Origin of the sequence: Geminicoccus sp. (assembly GCF_036263595.1) — a bacterium.
Classification (GTDB): domain Bacteria; phylum Pseudomonadota; class Alphaproteobacteria; order Geminicoccales; family Geminicoccaceae; genus Geminicoccus.
Genome location: NZ_DATAGQ010000085.1, coordinates 26684 through 42066, shown reverse-complemented (window position 1 = coordinate 42066; position 15383 = coordinate 26684). Strand labels below are relative to the sequence as shown.

The 15383-nt window shown below is 66.2% G+C and carries 13 protein-coding genes; 5 read left to right on the top strand and 8 right to left on the bottom strand.

Annotated elements, in window-relative coordinates:
- The 3 genes from VHL31_RS07370 to VHL31_RS07360 all read left to right on the top strand — a co-directional run.
- Positions 1-790, top strand: a 790-nt coding sequence (locus tag VHL31_RS07370) for a branched-chain amino acid ABC transporter permease (RefSeq protein ID WP_329660559.1), incomplete at its 5' end; no start/stop codon positions are given.
- Complete coding sequence (locus VHL31_RS07365) at positions 787-1776, top strand: branched-chain amino acid ABC transporter permease (RefSeq protein ID WP_329660558.1); 990 nt, start codon at positions 787-789, stop codon at positions 1774-1776. The genes VHL31_RS07370 and VHL31_RS07365, both read left to right, overlap by 4 nt.
- 48 nt (positions 1777-1824) lie before the next feature.
- Complete coding sequence (locus VHL31_RS07360) at positions 1825-2292, top strand: OsmC family protein (protein WP_349262385.1); 468 nt, start codon at positions 1825-1827, stop codon at positions 2290-2292.
- Positions 2293-2484: 192 nt separating this feature from the next.
- Here the strand turns inward: VHL31_RS07360 and VHL31_RS07355 are convergent, their stop codons facing one another.
- From VHL31_RS07355 to VHL31_RS07320, 8 genes are all read right to left on the bottom strand, one after another.
- Positions 2485-3801, bottom strand: coding sequence for an ArgE/DapE family deacylase (locus VHL31_RS07355; protein ID WP_329660556.1), 1317 nt, complete (start codon positions 3799-3801; stop codon positions 2485-2487).
- Positions 3801-4565, bottom strand: coding sequence for an N-formylglutamate amidohydrolase (locus VHL31_RS07350; protein ID WP_329660555.1), 765 nt, complete (start codon positions 4563-4565; stop codon positions 3801-3803). Before VHL31_RS07350 ends, VHL31_RS07355 begins: the two co-directional genes overlap by 1 nt.
- Positions 4565-5899 carry a glutamine synthetase family protein gene (locus VHL31_RS07345; protein ID WP_329660554.1) on the bottom strand — a complete coding sequence of 445 codons (1335 nt, stop codon included), beginning with the start codon at positions 5897-5899 and terminating at the stop codon, positions 4565-4567. The genes VHL31_RS07350 and VHL31_RS07345 overlap by 1 nt, the downstream gene beginning before the upstream one ends.
- Positions 5899-6549, bottom strand: coding sequence for an isochorismatase family cysteine hydrolase (locus tag VHL31_RS07340; protein WP_329660553.1), 651 nt, complete (start codon positions 6547-6549; stop codon positions 5899-5901). Before VHL31_RS07340 ends, VHL31_RS07345 begins: the two co-directional genes overlap by 1 nt.
- On the bottom strand, positions 6546-7487 hold the full coding sequence (locus tag VHL31_RS07335) for a MurR/RpiR family transcriptional regulator (RefSeq protein ID WP_329660552.1): 942 nt from the start codon (positions 7485-7487) through the stop codon (positions 6546-6548). Before VHL31_RS07335 ends, VHL31_RS07340 begins: the two co-directional genes overlap by 4 nt.
- A 134-nt stretch (positions 7488-7621) precedes the next feature.
- Positions 7622-9277, bottom strand: coding sequence for a M20/M25/M40 family metallo-hydrolase (locus VHL31_RS07330; RefSeq protein WP_329660551.1), 1656 nt, complete (start codon positions 9275-9277; stop codon positions 7622-7624).
- Between the two features lie 19 nt (positions 9278-9296).
- Positions 9297-10835 carry a trimethylamine methyltransferase family protein gene (locus tag VHL31_RS07325; RefSeq protein WP_329660550.1) on the bottom strand — a complete coding sequence of 513 codons (1539 nt, stop codon included), beginning with the start codon at positions 10833-10835 and terminating at the stop codon, positions 9297-9299.
- A 27-nt stretch (positions 10836-10862) separates the two neighbouring features.
- Positions 10863-13286 (bottom strand): FAD-dependent oxidoreductase, encoded by a 2424-nt coding sequence (locus VHL31_RS07320; protein ID WP_329660549.1) that lies wholly within the window; start codon positions 13284-13286, stop codon positions 10863-10865.
- A gap of 129 nt (positions 13287-13415) precedes the next feature.
- Between VHL31_RS07320 and VHL31_RS07315 the strand changes: the two genes are divergently transcribed.
- A complete protein-coding gene (locus VHL31_RS07315; protein ID WP_329660548.1) occupies positions 13416-14069 on the top strand; it encodes a TetR/AcrR family transcriptional regulator in 654 nt (217 codons plus the stop codon).
- A 132-nt stretch (positions 14070-14201) separates the two neighbouring features.
- The gene (locus tag VHL31_RS07310) at positions 14202-15359 is read left to right on the top strand and encodes a serine hydrolase (protein ID WP_329660547.1); all 1158 of its coding nucleotides are present in this window, start codon (positions 14202-14204) and stop codon (positions 15357-15359) included.
- Positions 15360-15383 lie beyond the last annotated feature (24 nt).

Here is a 15383-nt window from a genome sequence, read left to right as displayed (position 1 = left end):
GACGACCATCGGCGTCTTCAACTTCGCCCACGGCGTGTTCATGATGCTGGGCGCCTATATCGCCTGGCAGTTCGCGGCATTCGGCCTGCCCTACCCCGTGGCCCTTCCGCTGGCCGTCGTGGCAATGGCCGGCGTTGGCTGGGTTCTGCAGGCGAGCGTCGTCCGTCCCCTGATCGGCCGGCCCAACATCGTGCTGGTGGTGGTGATCACGACCCTGGCGGCCGCTTCACTCCTCGAGAACGGCGTCCTGGAACTCTGGGGGCCGCGCTCGAAGCAGCTCCCAGCGATCGTCGAGGGCAACGCCACGATCGCCGGTGTCGGCGTCTCGCTGCACCAGATTGCAATCATCGTCATCACGCCGCTCATCCTTCTGGCGCTCTGGCTGTTCCTGAGCCGCACGCGCCTGGGCCTGGCCTTGCGCGCGGTGGCGCAGAACGAGGACGCCAGCCTACTGGTCGGCCTGAACGTCACCGCTCTCTACGGCCTGGCCTTCGCCATCGCGGCGTCGCTGGCGGGCCTGGCCGGCATCTTCATGGGCGGCTATCGCTTCATGTCGCCCGTCATGGGCAGCGACCCGCTGCTCAAGGCCCTGATCGTCGTGGTGTTCGGCGGGATCTCCTCGATCTCCGGCCCGATCTTCGCCGCCTACCTGATCGGCTTCTTCGAAGCCTTCTGCTCCTATTATTTTGGCCTGTACTGGACCCCTGCCCTGCTGTTCGCCGTCCTGATCCTGACCTTGATGGTACGCCCGGAAGGCATCTTCGCCGGCCGCGCCGGACACTTGGCATGACCGGCGCACCGCCCGGCCGGGTCTCCTGGCAAGCCGAAGCAGCCGGCCTGGCCGTTGGCTTCGTGATCCTGGCCCTGCTGCCCCTGGTCTTCGGCGACACCTACAGCCGGCACGTCCTGATCATGGCGTTCATCTACGCAGTCGTGGCGTCCAACTGGGACCTGAGCCTGGGCTATGGCGGCGTGTTCAATTTCGGCCACCTCGCCTTGTTCGGTATCGGCGTCTACGCCTACAGCCTGCTCACAAAGCTGACGGGGCTGGATCCCTGGATCGCCATGGCCGCGAGCGGCGTGATCGCGACGCTGGCCGCAATCATCGTCACCATCCCGATCCTGCGGCTGAAAGGGATCTATATCATCCTGGTCACGTTCGGCTTCGCGCAGCTCGTGATGCAGGTGATCCTCAGCCAGTCGGAGATCACCGGTGGCACACAGGGCATCGTCCGCATCCCTGGCCTCTATCTGTTCGACCACAACATGGTCCGTGATGGGAAGTTCGCCTACTTCTACATCGCGCTGGCGCTGCTGCTGGCGAGCACCGTCTTCCTGCGCATACTCGTCCGGTCGCGGATCGGGGCCGGTATCGTGGCGCTGCGCGACAACGAGGACTATGCGATCGCCCGCGGGATCTCGATCGTCCGCCAGCGCATGATCACGCTGGCCGCCAGTGCGTTCTTCACTGGTGCGGCCGGCGCTTTCTATGCCGCCTACCAGCGTAACGCCTCGATCGACGTGTTCGGCGCTAGCCTCGCCACCATCATCCTGTCGATGGTGCTGCTGGGCGGCACGAGCACGATCTACGGCGCCATCATTGCCTCGTTCGTGCTGACGGTCTTCGCGGAGCTGATGGCGGACTTCGGTGCCTGGCGTCCGATCATCACCGCGATCTTGATCATCGGCGTGATGCTGGCCTATCCGACTGGGCTGGCCGGGATCATCCGGTCGAGTTGGTTGGCAGTGGTAGGGCGAGCCCGTCCGGCACGATGAACCGGCGGGAAGCCGCGGCGCGACGAAGGAGACGAAAGCATGGCCGCGATGTACAGCGTGGTCGTGGACTGGGAACGAAACGGCCAGATGTTTGCCGATAACCGCTACAGCCGGGCCCATCACTGGCGCTTCGATGGCGGGATCGAAGTCCGAGCCTCCTCATCGCCGCATGTCGTGCCGGTGCCGATGTCAGCCGAGGATGCCGTCGATCCGGAAGAAGCATTCGTAGCGTCGCTGGCGAGCTGCCACATGCTGTGGTTTCTCTCGATTGCCGCGAGGAAGGGCTTCGTGGTCGATGCCTATCGTGACCATGCCGAAGGGGTGATGGAGAAGAACACGGCCGGCCGCATGGCGATGACCGTCGTGACGCTCCGCCCCGACGTCCGTTTCACTGGCGACAGACAGCCCAGCCGCGACGCGCTGGAAGCCATGCATCATCAGGCCCATGACCAATGCTTCATCGCAAACTCGGTCAAGACCGAGGTCCGTTGCGAGCCCGTGACGTCAGGAGGTTGATAGGCAGCCTGCGGGGCGCGACGAGCTGTTGCTGGATCATGCGGCGCAACCCTGGCGTACCGCCTCGGCTCCGGGATTGGTGCTTGAGCGAGACTAATTTCGAATGAGGCGCTGCCAGCGATGAATTGTTGAGGCGTCGACGCAATGCGCTGGCCTGATCCGGTCGAGTCCGGCCAGCGCTAAGGCCGCGGCTTACCGGACCCCGCACCAGTCGATGATCGAGGCGGCGATCACCTTGGTCGTCTCCACCAGCGATTCGATGTCGACATACTCGTCGACTCCATGGAAGCCGTCGCCGGATGGCCCGAAGATCACGCCGTCGACGCCGGCACCCGCATAGTGCGCCGCATCGCAGACCGCGACGAAACCGCGGATCTCAGGTGTCTTGCCGAGGCGCGCCTTGTGCTGGGCGAGCGAGCGGACAAGCGGGTGGTCGACGGGCGTGTTCATCGCCGGGAAGTGCAGCCCACCCAGCTCCCACTGCACCGTCGGCGGGTGGTCGCGCAGCCATGCGTCAGTCTGCGCGAAGTGATGAACGAAGGCTTCAAAGTCCCGGCGCACCTCGGCAGAACTTTCGTTGGGCAGGAACTTCATGTCGAGATCCAGAACGGCGACGTCCGGGATGATCGCCGGGTTGGTCATGACGTTGGGCAGGCCGTTCTCGCCGAGGCCGGCACCGCCATGGATCACGCCGACATTGATCGTGTTGAGCCCGACGGGAACGAGCGGATGCTCCCTGGCCCGTGCCCGGTCCAGTTCATAGAACCGCATCGCCTGCATGAAGCGCGCAGCCAGATCGATCGCGTTCACGCCGGGCTCCAGCCGATCGGGCGTGTGGCGCTGCGGGTAGACTTCGTTGTAGCGCCAGCCGGCATGGGCTGTGCGGCCGCGAATGGTGACGCGCACCCATTCCAGGCCACCTTCAGCCGGCAGGATGTCGCCCCATGTAGGTTCCGCCACCAGCACGGCCTTGGCCAGCTTGCCTCGTTTCACCGCGTCCATGGCGCCGAAGCCGCCAGCCTCCTCGTCGACGACCGCATGGACCGCAAGCCGGCCCACCAGATCGATCCCGCTGCGCCGGATGGCACGTGCGGCGGCAATGCAGGCGGCGACACCGCTCTTCATGTCGACGGCACCTCGGCCGTAGAGGCGGCCGTCGCGGATCTCGCCCCCGAACGGCTCTACGCTCCAGTCACTGCGAGCGCCGATCGGCACGACGTCGATATGGCCACACAGGATCAGGCTGCGGTCCTCGTCGCCGGCCCGCTCGCCTACCAGATTGGGCCGGCCAGGCAGCGCATCCCACTGCTCGGTCTCAAAACCCTCCGCCTGCAGGACCGGATCGAGGAGCGCCTGCAACTCGCCTTCCCGATTGATCGAAGGATCCGACTGGAACTTCGGGTTGACGGTGGGGATCTGCACCATCTTCTGCGTGAGCTGGACAACCCAGTCGCGATCGGCCTCGATCTCGGCCTGGACGGCGGCAATGGCCGCATCTGTCTCCGACATCAGTTGCTCCTCGAATCCATCTTGTTCTCGTGCCCTAGCACCTCACCCAGGCGCTGGATCCACTCGGCAACACCACGCTCAACCGCGATGAGGTCGTGGCGAATTTCGACGAGAATCGCGGGGTTGCCGCGATCGGTGCCGTGGATCGGCACAGCATAGTCCTCGGCTCGGTCGATCCCGTAGGGGACGTTGCGCCCGATCACGAGCGAGCGGTCGGCGCTCAGACCTTCGATGACCCGAAGGGCGAATGCTTCTGCACGATCATAGAGGATGCCGGCGTGCCAAGGCCTGGGCATCCCCAGGAAGACCGGCGTGAAGCTGTGGATCGTCACCAGCCGCGTGGGCTTGCCTGAGGATGCTCGTTCATCGAGGTGCATCGCCACGGCGGCATGGAACGGCTCGAAGATGATCTGCCGACGCCGCTGGCGCTCGTCGTCCGTGAGGCCAGCATTGCCGGGAATGTCCGTGCACTCCGAACGTACCGGCATGCTCGACGGCACGCCGAATGGACGGTTGAGGTCCACCAGAAGACGGGAATAGGTTCCGAGAAAAGCAGGTGCGTCCAGGAGCTGCGAAAGACCGCGGGTCACCGCGGCTGCGCCGATGTCCCAGGCAATGTGCCGCTGCAGGTCCGCCTCGCTCACACCGAGTCGCCCGTACTCCTTCGGCATGTGGTTGGACGCATGCTCGCAGATCAGGACGATGTCGGACGTGCCGCCAGCGTTGATGAGCGAGACCGGTGCGGGCCAGTCCGTCGCCGACACTAGTAGAGCGCCCGGTAGGTGTCGCAGATCGCCGCCTCGTCCTGGCCCGTCAGCAGGTCGATCTCCGCACGTCTCACGGCCAGGAAGCTGTCCAGGAAGCTCCGTGCGAACCAGTTGCCGACGGCCTGATCGGACTCGAGTGCCGCCATGGCCTCGGGGAGTGATTGCGGCAGCCGCACCAGCCTCTTCTTGCGCCGCTCGTCCTCGCTCATCGCTGCCGGATCGCCGGAGACCAGCGGCGGCGGCGGCAGATTATCGACGATGCCGGCAAGGCCAGCACGCACGATGGCCGTCAGCGCCAGATACGGGTTCCCGGTAGCGTCAGCGGCACGAAATTCGATGTTATACTGCTTGCCGATGTCACGCCCGCCAATGGTGACGGTCGGGCAGATCCGCAGGCTGGCTTCGCGGTCGCGTTCGGCGAGCCAGGTATAGGAGGCACTCCAGTTATGCGGCGCCAGCCGGTAGTAGGAGGGCACGCTCGGCGCGGTGAAGGCGACCATGGCCGGGAGATGGCGGAGCACACCGGCACAGAAGGAGCCCGCCTTTTGCGAAAGGCCGCCTGGTCCGTTGGGATCATGGGTGGCCGGTCGCCCGCCTTCGTCCAAAAAGCTGAAATGGATATGGACGCCATTGCCCACGCCGTCGCGTACCGGCTTGGGTGCAAAGCTGGCGCGCCGCCCGACATGGCGGGCGACCTCCCGGGCAATTTCGCGGACCACGACCGCACGATCGGCAGCGGCCAGCGCATCGCATGGCGCATAGGTCACCTCGAACTGGTGCGCGCCATACTCGGCCAGCACCATCTCAGGCTCCACGCCAGCCTGCTTCAATGCAGCGTGAAGGCGGGGCGCGAACGGGTCGGCCTGGCGCAGCGCCTCGAAAGAGAAGGCATGAGCCGGTCGTGCCTCCGATTCTTTCGGAGCCAGCTGGAACTCCTGCTCAAAGGTGGCGAGCACCGAGAGCCCGGTCATTTCCTTCAGGGTTGCCAGCGCATCCTTCAGCTGAGCCCGGGTGCACGAGCTCCAGGGCGTGCCGTCGAGTTCGACGATGTCGCCCATCACCATGTCGAACGGCGTTTGCGCCCCGGTCCGATCGGTCGTGTACCTGGCTGCCTGGTCCGGAATGATCCTGAGGTCCCCGATCGAGCCCCAGGGATTGGGACCGGCGATCGTGTTGAACGCCGTCAGGCACAGATTGGCGGGTACCCAACCCACACCCACCTCGGCGATCCGATCCAGGCGCTCATGGGTCAGGGGACGACCGCGCGTAATCGCGGCCAGATCGGTTGTGACGATGCTGACCAGTGGTGCCAGGTCTTGGTCGGCCATCATCAGCCCACCTCCCTGGCCAGTGCACGAAACCGCTCCTCGACGGCGGCAGTATCCGCCACCCAGCAATAGCCACCGAACGCCTTCAACGCGTTCGCATGCCGCTCGGGCGTCGGTGCGGCACAGGCATCGGCCACGCAGGTCACCAGGTAGCCTCGATCCGCGCCATCGCGGACCGTCATGTCGACGCACTGATCGGTCAGGATCCCCACGACGACGAGATGATGGATGCCGAGATTCTTGAGGAGATAATCGATGTTGGTCGAGTTGAAGACGCCGGACGAGGTCTTCGGCAGCAGGATCTCGTCGCCGACCGGTGCCAGATCGGGCGGCGGCAGCCCTTCGGGCAGGCTCGGCGGGATGTGGATCGGCGTGAGCTTGTGGTCGAGCGAGCGGTCGCGGCCGTCCTCGGTCAGGCTCTGGATGATCGTGTGCAGCACTTCCACGCCAGCGGCGCGGGCCGCGGTCAGCAACCGTCGCTGGTTCGGGATCACCGTGTCGCGGGTCTGGCGGAAGAAGTAATGGTCGGTGCCCCAGTCCGCATGCCCCGGATCCAGGCCCGGCTCCAGCCAGATTCGCTGCATGTCGACGAGCAGGAGAGCCGTCCTGCCGGGCTGGAACGGCGCGTCACGGCGGGGCAAGGGTTCGTTCATGGGCTCGGCTGCTTTCCAGGAATTGGCATCGGCGTTCGCGAAGACGACTTGCGGCGACGATCGACCGTCCGAGGTTCCGGCTCCGACTCGTCGATGGTCACGGCATTCGCGTGGCGGATCTTCTCGATCGCCTCGATGCGTCTTCGGACGGTCTCGTCCATCGTTGCGACGGCATGGGCCAGGACTGCTTCCATCTGAGCCACGGCCGGCGCCATCGTGTCGTAGGGAGAGTCCGCCTCGATGGGCGCCACCAGGACAACTTCCGCCACCTCCGCGATCGGTGAACGCCAGGGATCGGTGAACAGCATGATGGTGACGCCACGTTCCGCTGCCTGCCGGGCGAAGCGGATCACGTCCGACTGATAGCGCCGGTAGTCGAACACCACGAGCAGGTCGCGCTTGCCGAGGTCGATCAGGCGATCGAAGTCGACGGGTGCCAGGACACCCAGGTCATGGACTCCTGGGCGAAACTGCTCGAGGTAGCTGGAGAACATCGAGGCAATGTTGCGGCTGAAGCGGCCGCCCAGCAGCACCACCTGGCCCTTGGTTGCCCGGATCAGCCGAGTGGCGTGATCATAGGTCTGAGCGGGGGTAGCGGCCCGGGTCTCGTCAACCCGCCGCAGCACCGAATCGAGATAAAGCTGCGGGAGACTCCGGTCCGATGCGGCGTGGCGCTTCGCTTCCATCATCAGGAGCGGCGAGTGCAGCCGAGCTTCCAGCTCCTCCAGGAGCTTCGACTGGAAATGATGGAAGCCTTCGTAACCGAGCTTCACCACCAGCCGGACCACGGTCGGGTCGCTGACGCCGGCACGGCGGGCGAGACTGGTCGCAGTGCCGAGGCCGGACACCGGATAATCCGACAGGAGCACCTGCACGATCTTCGCTTCCGACGGGGTGAGCGACAGACCGGCCTGCGTGAGCTGATCGCGCAACGGCATGCATCTTCCCAGCGGTGGCCAAGTCCGATCTTGAAGCCGCCGTCGCCCGAGCATGGACCGTCGGTCGAGTTTAGTGAAGAGAAAGCTACAATTGGACGCGTGTAGGACGGATCTGGAACGAGCTTGACACCCCGTCAGCTCGTGCGAGCCGCCAGGACCCTCTGCGCCACGTTCTCCACCAGCAGCGGCAGCACCTCGAAGGCATAGTGCTCCTCCACCCGCTCCAGCCAGTGATGGTAGTCCCGCCCCCACGGCCCGATATTGACCGTCGGAATGGCCGGCGTCGGCTCCTCCATGTTCCAAATGATGCTGGAGCCCCAGATCGGCGTGGCATCCGCCACCACCTTCAGATCCGCTGCTTCGACTGGCCCCAGGAAGCTCATGTCGACGATCACCGGTAGGTGGTAGCGCGCCGAGATACCGGTCCCCGTCTCGTCCGACGTCTGTCGGATCGCCTGGAGGATCAGCTCGCGCCTGGCATCGCCCGACCCGTCCGTGGGCCAGTTCACCGCTGGATAGGGCATCGACGCGAAGCCCAGCACGATCGTCGGATCCTCCCCGCCGGCAGCGTCCCATGCCGTCTCCGTCAGGATCCGGCAGCGCGTCGGAAAGTCCAGATCCTCGGCCCGGGCCAGTTCCGCGGCCTTCGCCCGGAAGCGCTCTGCGAACCCCGCATCCTGCGCCACCGCCCGCGCGTGCAGCTCGCCGAAATCGATCACCGACAGCCGCGACCACGCCTCGCTGGGAGCGGATCCGCCTGGTGCCCGCTCCGCCCGCTCCCGCATCCGCTCCTCGGCCCGGTCGACCGCCCGGCCCGCGATCTCGCGCGCGATTTGCAGCACCTCGGCCGCCGAACGACGCTGGGTCAGCACGTTCCAGAACGTCCAGACCCGCCCGGGCGTGGTGACGTTGTAGAGGGACTTCAGGTCCCTCATGCCGAGCGAGGTCGGCGCCGATGCGGTCTCCTCCCCCGACCGCTCGCCCAGCTCCGGTGCGAACTCCATCTCCGCCACCAGCTCGGCGGCCAGATAGGCGGCATTCACCCCGTCCATCGGGTAGCAGGCATGCGACTCCTTGCCGACCACCAGCGCGCTGAGCAGCAGCTTGCCGATGCAGCCCATGGCCGCGATCCGCCCATCCGCACCATCGGCATTGTCGCAGGTGGCATCCAGGTTGATCCCAAGTTCCGCCCGCAGCCCCCGCTCGCGCAAGAAGGACGGCAAAGCTTCCGCCGCCGCCAGCATGCCGGCCGAGCGGTCCTCCTCGTCGGGTGTGGCCACCAGCAGCAGGCTGCCTTCCCGGTCCGGATCGGCCGCAAAGCGCTCCAGCACCGTGATGCCCGCCGCCAGTCCCGACTTCATGTCGAGCAGCCCACGCCCCGGCAGGAACCGCTCGGAGCGCAGATCCTCCAGCGCCAGCGCGAAGGTGCCCATCGCTTCCAGCCGCTCGATCAGCTTCGGCCGCAGTTCTTCCGGCGAGAAGGCGAGTTCCGCGAGATCGCCATAATCGTCCACCGGCACCACGTCGAAATGCCCGGCCAGCACCACGACGCGCTCGCCCCTGCCCCGCACCAGCGCCAGCACGTTGGAGCGCGGATGCGCGCCACCCGGCACTGGCTGGACGACCAGGTCCTCCGGATGAGCCTGGAAGTACGGAAGGCCCGCCAGCATCCGCGCCAGCTCGTGCGCGAACGCCGCCTCGCCCGCCGTGCCGGTGACACTCGGCCAGGAGGTGAGCGTCAAGGCGATCTCGCGCGCCCTGGTGGCGAGCCCGCTGCCGGTCCCGGTCATCCCTGCTCCTTCCGTCTGCTCAATCGATCGGCGCTCCGCCCTCGGCGATGCGCCGCGCCGCGTACTCCCTGACCGCTTCCATTCCGGCCGGGTCGAGCGGCGGCGGCTCGAACTCGCGCAGGACCTTCTTCCAGATCTCGTTCGCCCGCATCGTGGCAGTCTTGGCACCGTCGTCGGACCACTGCCCGAAATTGCGCCAGTCCGAAACCAGCGGCTCGTAGAACGCCGTCTGATAGCGCGACATGGTGTGCGTGGCGCCGAAGAAATGGCCGCCAGGCTCCACCTCCGCGATGGCGTCGAAGCCGAACGCGTCCTCGTCCAGCTCGATCGGCTGGAACAGGGCGGCGAAGATCTGCAGCATCTCCACGTCCAGGATGAACTTCTCGAACGAGGCGGCAAGCCCGCTCTCCAGCCATCCGGCCGAATGCACCATCATGTTCACGCCGCCGAGCAGGCTCCCCCAGGCCGAGTTCAGGAACTCGTAGGTGGCCTGCGCGTCAGCGACGTTCGACGCGGTGGCGGCCGAGCCCCGCCAGGGCAGCCCGATATGTCGGGCAAGCTGTCCCGCCCCGAACGCTGCCCGCACGAACTCAGGGGTGCCAAAGGCGGGCGAGCCCGACTTCATGTCGACGTTGGAGGTGAACGACCCGTACATCACCGGCGAGCCCGGACGTGCCATCTGCGCCAGGGTGATCCCCGCCAGCGCTTCGGCGTGCTGCAGCGTTAAGGCACCAGGAATGGTGATCGGTGCCATCGCACCCGCCAGGGTGAAGGGTGTGACGACCACGACCTGTCCCGCCCGCGCGAAGTCCATGATCCCCTGGCACATCGGGATGTCGAGCTGCCGGGGCGAGTTGGTGTTGATGACCGTGTAGCAGTGCGGCCGCGACCGGAAGCCTTCCGCGTCCAAGCCGCGCGCCAGCCGGATCATCTCGAACACGTCGTGGACCTGCCCGCTGCCGCGCGCATAGACGAACAGCGGCTTGTCCGAGAGGGTGAGCTGGCTTTCCGCCTGGTGGAGGTGGCGGATCTGCACCGGCACGTCCTGCGGCTCGACGTTGGACGACTGGATGTGCAGCACGTCGAAATGCTGGGACAGCTTCAGGAAGTCCTGCATGTCCGCGACCGTGCCGGGCCGCTTGCCCCGGTCCAGGTCGGTGACGTGCGGCGGCCCGCCCACACAGAGGAAGGCCACGTGCTTTCCGCCGATTGTGACATCCCGCTCCGGCACGGCGCCGGCCATGTCGAACTGGGACGGCGCCGTCTTCAGCGCCTCCTCGACCAGCTCGCGGCCGATCCGGACCATGCCGCTCGCCTCGTCGACGCTGGCGCCAGCTCGCGTTAGCAGCTGCCGAGCCTCCGGATTGAGGACCCGCATCCCCAGCTCCTCCAGCACGCGAAGCGCCGTCTGGTGGATGTGGGCGACATGATCGTTGGAGAACGCGCGCTGCGGCTCCAGCGTGTTGACCAGGTTCCGGTAGCCAGGCGCGCCCCGCCGGATGCTGGCAGACGGGCCTTCCCGCCGGACCCTTCTTCCCGAACGACCACGATCTGACATGGCGAACTACCTCCAAGAGGCGTGGGATCAGGCGCGCATCCGTACCCCGGACGGATCGACCGGCGAGGCCGGGATCAGATGGGCTGGTCGGCGGATGCCGACCACGTCGACCTCGAGCGTTGGCTCCTCGACGATCACCGCATGGTCGACATAGGCTAGTGCCAGGCTCTTGCCGCTATGGTGGCCGAAGGCGCCCGAAGTAATCTGGCCGACGCGCCGCTCGCCCCGCCAGACCGGCTCGAAGCCTGAGGCATCGGCATCGTCCGCCTCCACCTCCAGCATAACCAGGCGACGCGCCGGCGGCTGCCCTGCCCGCTCGGCCAGCGCCGCGTCCCGGCCGATGAAGTCAGGCTTCTCGTAGGCGACGAAGCGATCCAGGCCGCTCATCCGGGGCGTATGGGCCCAGGTGAACTCGCGCGACCAGATGCCGTAGCTCTTCTCCAACCGCAGCGAGTTGAGCGCTCCGTAACCAATCTGGCGCAGGCCCAGCTCGCGTCCCGCCTCCAGGAGTGCCGTGTGCACCGCCCCCTGCTCGCAGGCCGGCATGTTGATCTCGTAGCCCAGCTCACCCGACACGGAGATCCGCGCCACCTTCGCCTGGACCAGACCAACATCCATGTCCCGGCAGGTCATGAAGCGGAAGCTTTCGTTGCCGACGTCCGCCTCCGCCACGCGTGTCAGCAGGTCTCTGGCCTTCGGCCCCATCAGGGCCAGCCCCACTGTCGCATCTGAGATGTCCCGGACGGTCACGCCGGCCTCCGGCATCTGCGCGTTCATCCAGCGCATGTGCCAGGCACGCAGGTAGTAGGAGCCCATCAGCCAAAAGGTCTGCTCGTCCCAGGCCAATACGGTAAGGTCGCCCATCAGGCGCCCGGACGGGCTCAGCATCGGCGCCAGCCGGACTTGGCCCGGCCTCGGCAACCGGCATGCCAGCAGCCGGTCCAGGAAGGCAGCCGCCTTCGGACCAGTGACCTTGTAGCGGGAGAAGGCCGTCGTATCGAGCATGGCTACGCCTTCGCGGGCCGCCCGGCACTCCTCTTCCACGATCGGGAACGCGTTCGAGCGCTTGAAGGTCGGCGTCTCCACGAAGGGCTGGCCGGTCGGTGCAAAGTAGAGCGGCAGCTCCATGCCGAAGCTGACACCCCACTCGGCACCCTGGGCCGTCATCCGGTCGTAGCAGGGCGGCACCTTCAAGGGCCGCCCGGCCGGCAGCTGCTCGTTCGGGTAGGTCAGCAGGAAGCGCCGGGCATAGAACTGCCCGGTCGTCGCCTTCAGATAGGACCGGTTGGACGCGAACTCCCCGTAGCGGGCGATGTCCATGCCGAACACGTCGGCACCCGGTTCGCCCTCGATGATCCATTGCGCCAGGGACAGGCCGACACCGCCGCCCTGGCTGAAGCCAGCCATCACCCCGCAGGCGCACCAGTAGTTGCGCAGGCCCGGCACCGGCCCGATCAGTGGGTTGCCGTCCGGGGTGAAGGTAAAGGCGCCGTTGACCCAGCGCTTGATGCCGGCCGTCTGCAGAGCAGGATAGCGCTCGAAGCCCTTGGTGAGTTCGGGCGAGATGCGCTCGATGTCCTCCGGGATCAGCTCGATGCCGTAGTCCCAGGGTGCTCCCTCGACGTTCCAGTGCTTGGGGTTGCGCTCGTAGACGCCGAGCAGCAGGCCCTTGCCCTCCTGGCGGGCGTAGGTGAAGCCCTCCAGGTCGACCAGCGTCGGGATCTTGCGGTCGAGCGCCACCAGTTCCGGGATCGCCTCCGTCACCAGGTAGTGGTGCTCCATCGGTGTCACCGGCAGGTCGACGCCTGCCATCATCCCGACCTGCTTCGCCCAAAGGCCCCCGGCGTTGACGACGTGCTCGGCGATGATCGTGCCCTGCTCGGTCACGACCTCCCAGGACCCGTCGGCACGCGGGCGGAGTTCCAGCACCCGGTTGCGCAGGATGATCTCGGCGCCATTGCGCCGTGCGACGTCCGCGAAGGCATGCGTCGTGCCGTAGGGATCGAGATACCCGTCGTTCGGGTCCCAGAGGCCGCCATGCACGCCGTTGGTATCGACGATCGGGCAGAGCTCCTTGATCTCGTCCGGCGGCATCAGCCGGGCCTCGTCCAGCCCCATGCTCTTGAACAGCGACAGGGCAGCGTGCAGCCACTCCCAGCGCTCAGGCGCGCCGGCAAACGTGATGGCGCCTGTGAAGTTCAGGCCGAGATCGACCTCGGTCTCGGCCTGCAGCTCGCGATAGAGCCGGATCGTGTAGTCCTGCAGGGCCGCGATATTTGGATCGGCATTGATGGCATGAAAGCCCGCCGCGGCGTGCCAGGTGGAGCCGGCCGTCAGCTCGCGGCGCTCGATCAGCGCCACCTCGCTCCAGCCGAGCTTCGCCAGGTGATAGAGGACGCTGGCGCCCACGATCCCGCCGCCAACGACCACCACCCGGTAGTGCGACTTCATCGACCGAACCCCATCCCTTTGGATGCCAGTTCATCCTTAGCGGAGGCCGGAAGCGGCGCCTAGACACCTGTGTACAGAAAAAATGCGAGGCGGGTGGTGCACGGCCGAGCCCCAGGTTAAGCGTGCGGCATGGACGCTGACGGTCGAAACGGCAATGGCGGCTACCCGCAGACACGAGCGACGCGGGAAGACTGGCTCGCGGCCGCACGCGCCGCGCTGATCGTGGCCGGCGTCGACCACGTGAAGATCCTCCCCCTGGCACAACGCCTGGAGGTCTCGCGGTCGAGTTTCTACTGGTACTTCAAGGATCGGCGGGACCTGCTCGATCAGCTGGTCGGGCTCTGGCGGGACACCAACACGCGCGACATCGTGGAGCAGGCGAGAAGGCCGTCAGGAAGCATCACGCAAGGCGTGCTGCAGGTATTCGAATGCTGGACGGACGAGGCGCTGTTCGACCCCCGGCTCGACTTCGCCATCAGGGAATGGGCGCGCCGGTCGCCCGACCTGCGCCGGGTCGTGAAGGAAGAAGACGACGCTCGGGTCGAAGCGATCCGGCAGCTGTTCGCCCGGCATGGCTATGGAGAGTCCGACGCCTTCATCCGCGCCCGTGTGCTCTACTTCATGCAGATCGGCTACTATGCCCTGGAGCTGAACGAGCCGCGCGAACAGCGCCTTTGCTATACTGCTGAATATGTCCGCAGCTTCACGGGGCAGGATCCATCCACCGGGGACGTCGAGGCATTTCAGCGAATGGTGCGCCAGGGAACACGCCGGACAGACTGAGGAAGCAGTCGTCCCGCAACCGGGTAGCCTACCCGGTCGCTTTCCCGATAGATTCGGGCCCAGGCAATGCGGGTGGGGCAATCACTGATGCTGGCGAGCACGATGCGACTGGCTCGTTGGGCGGTCACCGGCATGGCCGGCGCCGTCAGCGAACGCATCGGCTACCGTCCGCCCGTTCCCGATACGCCACCTGCCATCGTCCGCGAGCTGTTCGAGCGGCGACTCTACCCGGGGAATTGGTTCACCGAGGACCTCCGCAACACGCTGCCTCCAGCCAGGCTGAAGCTGATGGTGGATGCGCTGGCAGAACAGTTCGGTTCGCTCCGCAACGTCCGCAGCAGCGGTGAGGGCTATCTGGCCGAGCTTGAGCGGGGGTCCGTTCCAGTGATGCTGACACTGGACCTGGCTGGCCGCCTCGCGTCACTGCGCTTCTCCACGGCGTCCCCGCGGTTCGGGAGCCTTGAGGAGGCAGCGGCGGCATTTCGCAAGCTGCCAGAAAGCCTGTCCCTCCTGGTGATACGCAATAACGAGCAGGTTCTCGCGATCGAACCCGATCGCCTGATGGCGGTGGGTTCTGCCTTCAAGCTGGCAATCCTCAAGGTGCTGGCCGGGCAGGTGGCAGCCGGGAAGATCGCCTGGACTGATCTCGTGCCTTTGGAACCTGGCTGGCGTGCGTTGCCGTCCGGCGTGCTGCACGACTGGCCTGCCGACGTGTCGCTCACGGTCCAGACGCTGGCCTGCCTGATGATCTCGATGAGCGACAACACCGCTACGACCGCCGTGCTCGAACTCGTCGGCCGTGAGCAGGTCGAGGCGATAGCACCCCATTGCCGGCCGTTCCTGACCCCCCGCGAGTTCTTCATTCTCAAATCGGCCCAGGCCCACGACCTGAGAAAACGCTACCTGAGGGCCGATACCGCAGGGCGACGGGCGGTTCTGCAGGCGCTGCGGGACATCGACCTGCCACGCGGGGCCGAGGTGCTTACCTTCGGGAATCGCGACATCGAGTGGCTGTTCACTGCACGAGAATTGTGTGGCTTCATGAATGAGGTCGCAGCCTTGCCGGCGATGCGCATCAACCCTGGACTGGCAGACAAGCGGGAGTGGCGTGCAGCCGCATTCAAGGGTGGCAGCGACATCGGAGTATTGAGCTTGAATACCTGGCTCGAAGGCGCCAACGGAACCAACTGGTGCATTTCCGCCAATTGGAACAGTGAGCAGCCATTGAAGTCGGATTTATTATACAGCCTGTACACGGCACTCATTGATCTTCTCCGACGTTCGACTTAGCACCAGTACTGCCGGGCCGACACG